The sequence below is a fragment of the Shewanella sp. 2_MG-2023 genome, assembly GCF_030548905.1.
GTDB classification, from domain to species: domain Bacteria; phylum Pseudomonadota; class Gammaproteobacteria; order Enterobacterales; family Shewanellaceae; genus Shewanella; species Shewanella electrodiphila.
Genome location: NZ_JAUOSO010000012.1, coordinates 184481 through 194735, shown reverse-complemented (window position 1 = coordinate 194735; position 10255 = coordinate 184481). Strand labels below are relative to the sequence as shown.

At 39.6% G+C, this 10255-nt stretch carries 5 protein-coding genes and 1 tRNA gene; 2 read left to right on the top strand and 4 right to left on the bottom strand.

What is annotated here, in order from left to right:
• A tRNA-Asn gene (locus tag Q4600_RS13610) sits at positions 1-73 on the bottom strand.
• Positions 74-1870: 1797 nt separating this feature from the next.
• On the opposite strand from Q4600_RS13610, the gene uvrB reads away from it, so the two are divergent.
• Both uvrB and Q4600_RS13600 read left to right on the top strand, forming a co-directional pair.
• Positions 1871-3907, top strand: coding sequence for an excinuclease ABC subunit UvrB (gene uvrB / locus Q4600_RS13605; protein WP_102527537.1), 2037 nt, complete (start codon positions 1871-1873; stop codon positions 3905-3907).
• Between the two features lie 299 nt (positions 3908-4206).
• Entirely contained in the window at positions 4207-5778 is a 1572-nt protein-coding gene (locus Q4600_RS13600) for a BCCT family transporter (protein WP_102527536.1), read from the top strand.
• A 112-nt stretch (positions 5779-5890) separates the two neighbouring features.
• On the opposite strand, the gene Q4600_RS13595 is transcribed toward Q4600_RS13600, so the two are convergent.
• The 3 genes from Q4600_RS13595 to asnS form a co-directional block, all read right to left on the bottom strand.
• Positions 5891-6607, bottom strand: coding sequence for a 3'-5' exonuclease (locus Q4600_RS13595; protein WP_102527535.1), 717 nt, complete (start codon positions 6605-6607; stop codon positions 5891-5893).
• Between the two features lie 3 nt (positions 6608-6610).
• Positions 6611-8494 carry a DUF294 nucleotidyltransferase-like domain-containing protein gene (locus Q4600_RS13590; RefSeq protein ID WP_303516926.1) on the bottom strand — a complete coding sequence of 628 codons (1884 nt, stop codon included), beginning with the start codon at positions 8492-8494 and terminating at the stop codon, positions 6611-6613.
• A 337-nt stretch (positions 8495-8831) separates the two neighbouring features.
• A complete protein-coding gene (gene asnS, locus Q4600_RS13585; RefSeq protein ID WP_102527533.1) occupies positions 8832-10232 on the bottom strand; it encodes an asparagine--tRNA ligase in 1401 nt (466 codons plus the stop codon).
• Positions 10233-10255: the final 23 nt, after the last annotated feature.

Genomic DNA, 10255 nt, shown 5'->3' with positions numbered 1-10255 from the left:
CTCCCCGGACTGGACTCGAACCAGTGACATACGGATTAACAGTCCGCCGTTCTACCAACTGAACTACAGGGGAATCGTTTTAGCAATGTATTGCTGAGAACGGAGCGCATAGTAAAACGCCCTGAACGATCAGTCAACTCGAGATATAAAAAAAATTGAAAAATTGATGTTAACTGCTCATCTAATACCCATCGTGGCTTATAATTCATCATAATGAGTGTTTTTTCACAAGTAAATTGATTAGTAACGATTTAATGGCTTTATCATTTTACTTATCAACTTTAATCCTAAACAGGTTAATTGAGCGATTTAGTCATTAACAATCACTATTTAATCCCATATAGACTGATGCTATACGCAGTTCTATACATATACATCATTTGAATGACGCTAAATTCATTTTCTACAAAATATTTGTTTATCTTTCTGATACAAGTCTTTTTACGCGCCTATCAAGCTAATCGATCATATAAGCGGCTAACGCTTTATAAACAGTTTTTCAGCTATGAGCGCTAAAATCATAGATCTTTTGGCTAAGCTTAAAAACCTGCTCTTTTTAAGGTTAACTCATTAAGCATCGTTATCTACGTTGGCTTATTAACATTAGCCATCTGTATTCAGGTTACTTATATATGCTGCTAAATTTGTAGTGGGTGATGGCTTTGATAACGGTCACATCTACGTTACGCCATTTACACGTGGGTTGATTAAATAGATTTGCTGGTATTCATCACTCCTAGTTTCCCTAATTACTCCTAGTTACTCCTAGTTACTCCTAGTTACTCCTAGTTGCTCCTAGTTGTTCATATGTAGTGTTCTAGCCTTGGAAGATTATTAGTTGAGGGATAAAAAAGAGATAGTGATTTATGGATTAAAGCTTTTAATGGAATCAATCAGAGCTAAGTTAAAATTGGCAATGTGATGCTACTCACTATTTCATCATAAGCACACTACTGCCCAAGCTTGGTTAATGTCACTACTCGCGCATAAACAGCAAACAATAATGTTGTTTGCGGAATTTTATGTAAAGAAAATGGCAGCCTTTGTTTTAATTTTAATGTAGATCGGCTTATTAATAATGAGATCGAATTACGAGTACGAGCAGGTCATTGCCGATACCCCGTTTCAATCAAAATGATGTATTCATGTCAGCAGACTTACAAATGTAATTTTATTTCATGTATCTTTTTTTACTGTTTTATTAATTTCTGTTTACCCTAACACCCCAGTAATATTGGGCTAGAGTGAGTTATCCACTAAATCTGTGGATAAGCCTGTGAGTTACTCTTAAAATACCCTCTGAAGCCCTTATGAGCATTGACTAGAAGTTAAATTATGCTCTGAATCAACAAATTGAAAATCATAAAACTAATCAAGGTGTTACAAAATGCAATAGATTTTTATTTGCGCGGATTATTTAGTGATGGTTAATGTAGTATATGTGTACGCGCTATTGTGTATTAAATTGCCATAGAAATGAGGTTTTTGGCGCTTTTATCGACAGTTTTAAGCTTTTGGCGCTGTTGTAGCATAATTTCATGTTTTGTTCGTCAAACTGTAATGATTGACTGATATGCAGCTAAATCATTTGGGATCGCTTTTTCATTTATCAAACCATTTTTGGTGTTTGTTATATATGATGGCTGTTTTAAAAGTAACAAATTATCAACTGATGATAAATGCAACTCATGTGCAAGTCATTTGCAAGTCATATGCAATTAGCAATCAACGTGTCCCAGACGAAAAGTAGTTTTCAACTATGCAAATTCTTGTATCTGTGATTGTTTGGCTGGGTTTATAAAGCTTTTGGGTCGCAATGTTCGGCAGGTTCAGTATAAAATGGTTTATCATTTTTATAGGATGCTTAGACGTGAAAGAACCGGTTTTCAATCTTGTTTCAGATTACTCTCCCGCTGGTGATCAGCCTACGGCGATAAAACAGCTGGTCGATGGGCTAGAAGCCGGTGTCGCTAAGCAAACCTTATTAGGTGTAACCGGTTCAGGTAAAACATTTACCGTTGCTAATTTAATCCAGACCTTAGGTCGTCCGACAATCATTATGGCCCCCAATAAGACATTGGCTGCACAATTATATGGCGAGATGAAAGAGTTCTTTCCGAATAATGCCGTTGAATATTTTGTGTCTTATTATGATTACTATCAGCCAGAAGCCTATGTTCCAGCCTCTAATACCTTCATCGAAAAAGATGCTTCAGTTAACGCTCATATTGAGCAAATGCGCCTTTCTGCGACTAAAGCACTGCTAGAGCGTAAAGATGTGGTATTAATCGCGTCTGTGTCGGCTATCTATGGCTTGGGCGATCCTGAGCTATATATGAAGATGCTATTACATCTACGTCAAGGTGACATGATGGGGCAGCGCGACATTATTACTCGTTTAGGTGAGCTGCAATATACCCGCAATGATATCGACCTACAGCGCGGTACGTTTCGTGTTCGTGGTGAAGTAATTGATATTTTTCCTGCTGAATCAGAACGCGATGCGGTCAGAGTTGAGTTATTTGATGATGAAATTGAGCAACTCAGTGAGTTTGATCCATTAACAGGTCATGTCACTAAACGCTTAGCTCGCACTACGGTGTACCCTAAGAGCCACTATGTTACTCCTAGAGAGAAAATCATCGAAGCGACAGAGCATATAAAAGAAGAATTGCGTGAACGTCGTAAAGAGCTATTAGATAACAATAAACTGATTGAGGCTCAACGTATTTCAGAACGTGTGCAATATGATATTGAGATGATGGTCGAGTTAGGTTATTGCTCAGGTATCGAAAACTACTCTCGATATTTATCTGGTCGCTCACAAGGCGATGGACCTCCAACATTATTAGATTATTTACCTGCAAATGGTTTATTAATTATTGATGAATCCCACGTTACCGTGCCTCAAATTGGCGCAATGTACAAAGGTGACCGTAGCCGTAAAACAACACTTGTTGAATATGGTTTCCGTTTACCCTCAGCATTAGACAACAGACCACTTAAATTTGAAGAGTTTGAGCAGTTAATGCCACAAACGGTATTTGTATCTGCAACCCCAAGTGATTATGAGTTTGAGCAAAGTGATGGTGAAATTGCTGAACAAGTTGTTAGACCGACTGGTTTACTTGATCCAGAAATAGAAATTCGTCCCGTAGCTATTCAAGTCGATGATTTGCTTTCTGAAATCCCAAAACGTGTTGCCGTTAATGAAAGGGTACTTATTACAACGTTAACCAAGCGTATGTCTGAGGATTTAACCGAATACCTGGATGAGCATGGCGTTAAGGTCCGTTATTTACATTCTGATATTGATACCGTTGAACGTGTAGAAGTGATACGAGATTTACGACTAGGTCACTTTGATGTTCTGGTTGGAATTAACTTGCTTCGCGAAGGCTTAGATATGCCAGAAGTGTCGTTAGTGTGTATTTTAGATGCAGATAAGGAAGGTTTTTTACGTTCTGAACGTTCACTTATCCAAACTATTGGCCGCGCTGCACGTAATGTTAATGGTAAAGTTATTCTGTACGCTGACAAAGTCACTAAGTCAATGGAAAAAGCGATTGGAGAAACAGAACGTCGCCGTGAAAAGCAGCATGCGCATAATTTGAAATTAGGCCAAACACCAAAAGGGGTGACGAAAAAAGTCACAGATGTGATGGACTTGGGCGATCCTCATCGTGGTAACAGTAAACACAAATACACTGCTTTTGGTAAAGTGGCTGAAAAAGAAACACAATATAAAACCGATACTAAAGTACAGAGTGTTGCTGAATTATCGCAGCAAATTGATGCACTAGAAAAGCAGATGCATCAACATGCGCGCGATCTTGAGTTTGAACAAGCAGCTGCAGTGCGTGACCAAGTGAAAAGCCTGCGGGAACAAATTATTCTTAACAGTTAGTTTATTATCGATAAACTTACAGACAATCCTGTTTGAAACAATAAAAGCTTAGCAATTATGCTAAGCTTTTTTTATCTTTTAATATCAGAATACTTTGAAGGTATTAACTTCACATTCGAAAATGAGTGTTTTTATTTTGCGGGTTGTTTCACCACTTTTGTTAAGGATGTCTAATCTAATCTTAGCTTAAAAACGAGACATTAAACGTGATTGCTTTACGGCTGCGACTGTAAAAAATCGCTTAATAGCGTAAAATATAATGACATTTTCCGAATGAAAGTTCTTCTAAACGAGGATCAATGAACACTAATAAAGATAAATACAGTATCGACAATACTGATTACACCGTCGGTCAAGATAACATTCAAAAATGGGGTTTTGATGTACATAACCCTGTTTTTGGTATCAGCGCTTCCTTAATTGGTCTGTTCATCATCGCTATCTTGTTGGTGGAACCAGAAACATCTAAATCTGTTTTAGACGGCATCAAATGGCAAATTATTGGTGCTTTCGACGGTTTATTTATGTGGTCAGCCAATATCTTCGTATTGTTTTGTTTAGCAATGATTATTTCGCCTTACGGTAAAATCCGTTTGGGCGGAGCCGAGGCCAAGACTGACTATTCTAGGTTATCTTGGGTTGCTATGTTATTTGCTGCTGGTATGGGGATCGGGCTGATGTTTTGGGCCGTTGCTGAACCTGTAGCTTATTTTACTGGATGGTATGAAACGCCACTTAATGTCGCAGCCAATACTGCTGAAGCTAAAGAGCTCGCACTGGGTGCGACTATGTTCCACTGGGGACTTCACCCGTGGGCAATCTATGGTGTAGTGTCATTATCGTTAGCATTTTTTGCTTACAACAAAGGTTTACCGCTGTCGATGCGTTCAGTGTTTTATCCGATTTTGGGTGACCGCACTTGGGGTTGGCCTGGGCATGTTGTTGATATTTTGGCTGTTATCGCAACCTTGTTTGGTTTAGCAACATCGCTTGGCTTAGGGGCACAACAAGCTGCTAGTGGTTTCCATCATGTATTTGGTATGGAAAACGGCTTAACCCTGCAAATAGCGATTATCTTTGCAGTGACCTTAATTGCAGTTGTTTCGGTAATGCGCGGTATTGATGGCGGCGTTAAAGTCATCAGTAATGTCAATATGCTGCTCGCGCTTATCTTAGTGGTATTTGTTGCTTTAGTGAGCTTTGCAGTAGCAATGGGAACAATCCCTACGACTGTTATGGGCTACATTAAGAATATCATTCCATTAAGTAATCCTATCGGTCGCGAAGACGAAGCCTGGATGCATGGTTGGACTGTTTTCTATTGGGCGTGGTGGATTTCATGGTCCCCATTTGTTGGTATGTTTATCGCGCGTATTTCACGAGGTCGTACGATTCGTGAGTTTATGACTGCCGTGCTAATTGCACCGACAGTGGTAACGATATTATGGATGTCTGTATTTGGTGGCGTTGGTATTGATCAAGTGGTGAATAACATTGGTACGCTAGGTGAAAAAGGACTGACAGATGTTCCTTTAGCCATGTTCCAAATGTTTGATCAATTGCCTTTAGGCAACATCCTATCAATGCTAGCTGTCATCTTAGTGTTAATATTCTTTGTGACATCTTCGGATTCAGGTTCATTGGTTATCGACAGTATTACCTCTGGTGGTAAAGTCGATGCACCTGCACCGCAACGCGTGTTTTGGGCTTTAGTTGAAGGCGCGATTGCTGCAGCGCTAGTTTGGGTTGGTGGTACTGAGGCGATAGAAGCATTACAAGCTGGTGCAATTTCGACAGCATTACCATTTACCATCATTCTGCTGGTAATGTGTATCAGTTTAATAATGGGATTAAGAACAGAAAAGCGTTAAGTTCCTGTTCTGCTATCGACATTATGTATTGAGAATGTACATTATTAGAATAATGCAAAAGGCACCTTAATTAAGGTGCCTTTTTTATTTGATATAGCACAGCTTTACAGCGTTAAATCCACAATTTTTTTATCGGAGTTTCCGCGCTATAGTGATGATAAATCTGCGCTTGCAATAACTCAGCTGTGGCAATGGCATCTGTTAGCGCATCATGTGGTGGATAAGTCGGCAGGTTATAACGAATTCTCGTACTTCCCAATCGAATGGATTCAGGTCGCTTATGCTTAAACCAATCTAAAAAGCCTTTAGGTTTGTTTTGCTGCACTTCAGCTTCTATTTGCATGGTGTCAACGACGGGAAATACGATTCCTTCATTAATCAATGAACGCAGTGCGGCATCAAAAAAATCACGTTCTATTCGACGGTAATGCACTACAACAATTTTACCCGCAAGTTCATCTAATAATTGCTCTAAAATACGCAGTAAGTCAGGTGCCCCTTTTAAGTCAGAGTGAGTGATACCATGAATGATAATAGAGTTTTCTTGCAGTTTATCCTCAGGGGTAACAAACCAATGCTTTGCATGTCTTAGTGCGATTCGGTTCAACGTAAATGGCACCAACCCAATACTGATGATGCTATTTTGGTCAGCATCCAACCCGGTAGTTTCAAAGTCTAGCGCAACAAACTCAATATCTTTGAGGAGTGTTTCAGCATGATATGTGCCGACATCATAAAAATTTGTTAAGCGTTTATCTTTGCTTTCTTTGGCTTTTATTTGTAAAAACGCTTCCCAGTTTAAGACTTCTTGATTGGTGAAATTACGCATTGTTTACCCCTGCATACTGTTTGCAGTGTAGCGGAATTTTAAAAAGTTCTGCGCGCTGCTTAATACCAAAAATGCATCTTTAAGATTACGCCTTTCAAATTCAGACATGTTTTCAGGTTCAATATTGTTATCAGGTTCTTGTTCTGCCTCAATATCTAATGCCTGATGACGAATGCGAACTAATGAAATGAACTCCATGGCATGTTGTAAATCTTTGCCTTTGGTAGCAGGAAGGATCCCGGCTTCTATAATGTCTTCCAGTCTATCGAAAGAGTTTTGCGATTGAGAGCCAATCGCCAGTGCGTGAACACGAATTAAATCAGCCAGTGGGGCTGTGCCACGTCTTTTTAAGTTGATCGAATTGTTATGACGACCATCTTTTTCCATGACGAAATCTTTAAAGAAGCCTAATGGCGGAGTACGGTTTAACGCATTTCGAGCAAGGCAGGCTAAAAAGCGGTTATTTTTTTTCGCTTTTCTTAGAATGAAGGCATTTAATTGTTCAGCCCATTTAGGTCTGCCATACACGCCATACAAATCGAAGAAAATAGAACAATTTAATAAAGCCTGAGGGTTCGGATTTTCAATCCAGTCAGCAAAGCAATCTTCCCATTGAGATTGAGTTTTACGGTATTCAGGGTTAGTCGCCATAATATCGCCAGTGCAATATGTATATCCACAAGCCGCTAGGCCATCACATACATAGTTAGCCAGGTTTTCAAAATATTCACCGTGTAGTGATTCTTGATAATCATTGTCGAGGATAATGGCATTATCTTGATCGGTGACGATTAATTGTTCATCACGCGCCATTGAACCCAGTGCAAGAAAACAGTAGGGCACAGGTGGTGGACCAAACTTTTCTTCAGCTAATTCAAGGAGGCGTTGCTTAAAGCTACGGCCAATTTCTGACATTGCACGACCGACCATATGCGAGTTAGCATCCTCGTTAACCATACGGACAAAACAAGCACTGTTTTGCTGAGACAATACAGTTAAATCTTCAATGCTGTTTTGCTGAAAAATACTGCTGACTATTAGCAAACTGTTTTGAGATTCATATCGAATAATATCGGTGACTTCAATTAAGCCGATAGGTTGCCTGTTTTTTAAAATCGGTAGATGGTGAACGTTGTAACGAAGCATTAATAGCATGGCTTCAAAAATATAGGCATTATGATCTAACGATATGAGCTCGGTAGACATCACTTCGCCCACTGGCGTGTCAACGTCTAAGCCTTCAGCAATGACTTTTGCACATAGATCGCGAACGGTAATGATGCCGACAAAACTGTTTCCGCCTTCATCTGTGAGGCTTGGATCATTAATGATGGCTGCTGACACATTCTCATTGGTCATAATCCTGGCAACATCTTGAATTGATGTTGTATTAGACAACATCACAGGTTCAGCACTCAGAATGGTTTTTACTTTAGATGTAGTGAGAGAGTTAGCATCATCACTATTATCCTCAACAGCTTGCTGTAATCGAATACTGCCTTCAACTTCAACAAAGTCAGCAAAGACATCGTAACGTTCACAAAACTCTTCAAAAATATTTTCGGGAATGCAATAAAGCAGCGTGTCTTTAACTGCTTTTGCAGGGTAACGAACTTTATTGTTGGTCAATAAGCCAAGCTGTCCAAACAAACCACCTTGATCGAGTCGATTATAGAGTTCACCTTTACGGCGGTATATTTCTACTATGCCGCTACGGATCATATACAGATCATGAATCTTATCTTCAAATTCAATCACCATACTGTCAGAACGATAGTAAGAGATTTCGACGCTTTTAGACACTTCGATTAACGCTTGCTCAGGCAGTTGATCAAAAGGTGGGTACTGGCGGATGAAGTTTCGAATTTCAAGTAGTTCGACTTCCATTATTCGCTCGATATTATTGATTTGGTTATAACAATCATTATATGGCATTTATTATGACTATGCAGTTAAGTCGCAAACAAGTTTTCAATAGTAAAATCGTATCAACAAAAACTTTGTTAATAAGGTCTTAGGGTGTAAACAGAGAATTAGCTTTTATTTATGGATGATTTAAATTGATAGCTAAACCCATGGTTATATATTGTTGCAGAGGGTGTTGATGAGTAAAGTTTGTTATAGGTGATTATTTTTGATGTGAAGGTGCTGGATTTATAGACATAAAAAAACGCGCCTAAAGCGCGTTTTTTAAATCAATGACCTCTCGAACCAGAGGGTTGATTTAGAAGTTTGCAGATTTTGGTGCACGTGGGAATGGGATCACGTCACGGATATTGCTTACGCCTGTAACGTAAGATACTAAACGTTCAAAACCTAAACCGAAGCCTGCGTGAGGGACTGTGCCATAACGACGCAGATCACGGTACCACCAGTAATCTTCTTGGTCTAATTCCATTTCAGCTAAACGCGCATCAAGTACGTCTAAACGTTCTTCACGTTGTGCGCCGCCAATAATTTCACCGATACCAGGTGCAAGTACGTCCATTGCTGCCACTGTTTTACCATCGTCATTCAAGCGCATGTAGAATGCTTTAATGTCTTTCGGGTAGTTTTTAACCACAACAGGGGCTTTAAAATGTTCTTCAGCAAGGTAACGCTCATGCTCAGAATGTAAATCGATACCCCATTCAACGTCAAATTCAAATTTCTTATCACACGCTTTAAGAATTTCGATTGCGTCAGTGTAATCAATTTGAGCAAAGTCACTGGTTACGAATGCTTCTAAACGCTCGATTGCTGTTTTCTCAACACGTTGTGCAAAGAACTCTAAATCGTCACGACGTTCTTCTAATACTGCGCGGAAACAATACTTAAGCATGTCTTCAGCTAATTTTGCAGCATCATCTAAGTCAGCAAATGCGACTTCAGGTTCAACCATCCAGAACTCAGCTAAATGACGACTCGTGTTTGAGTTTTCTGCGCGGAATGTTGGGCCAAAGGTATACACTTTAGACAGTGCACACGCATATGTTTCAGCGTTTAACTGACCAGAAACCGTTAGGAATGATTCTTTACCGAAGAAATCTTCAGAAAAATCGACAGCACCTTTATCTGTGCGCGGTAAGTTTTCCATGTCTAATGTTGATACACGGAACATTTCACCAGCACCTTCAGTATCTGAAGCAGTGATTAATGGGGTAGAAACCCAAATGTAACCCTGTTCGTTATAAAAACGATGGATAGCTTGAGATAAACAGTTACGTACACGGGCAACGGCACCAATAATGTTAGTGCGAGGACGTAAATGAGCAAGTTCGCGAAGGTACTCGATAGAGTGACGCTTAGCTGCCATAGGATAAGTATCAGGATCTTCAACAAAACCTGTTACTTCAACCTTGGTGACTTGCATTTCAAATGCTTGACCTTTACCTGGAGACTCAACGACTTCACCAGTCATGATCACTGAACAACCAGCAGTAAGCTTAAGCACTTCTTCAGTATAATTATCTAAATTATTCGGTACTACGCCTTGAATAGGATCAAAACATGAACCGTCATAAACAGCTAGGAATGAAATACCAGCTTTAGAATCGCGGCGAGATCGAACCCAACCACGTACTGTAACTTGCGAACCAATCGCGAAGTCACCTTTAAATACAGAAGCGACAGATGTAATGCTCATTGTTGCTTAGTTCTCCAATGGAT

Excerpts from the sequence above, each read along its gene's own strand:
- asnS (WP_102527533.1), bottom strand. The coding sequence starts at position 10,232 with ATGAGCATTACATCTGTCGCTTCTGTATTTAAAGGTGACTTCGCGATT.
- Q4600_RS13590 (WP_303516926.1), bottom strand. The coding sequence starts at position 8,494 with ATGGAAGTCGAACTACTTGAAATTCGAAACTTCATCCGCCAGTACCCA.
- Q4600_RS13595 (WP_102527535.1), bottom strand. The coding sequence starts at position 6,607 with ATGCGTAATTTCACCAATCAAGAAGTCTTAAACTGGGAAGCGTTTTTA.
- Q4600_RS13600 (WP_102527536.1), top strand. The coding sequence starts at position 4,207 with ATGAACACTAATAAAGATAAATACAGTATCGACAATACTGATTACACC.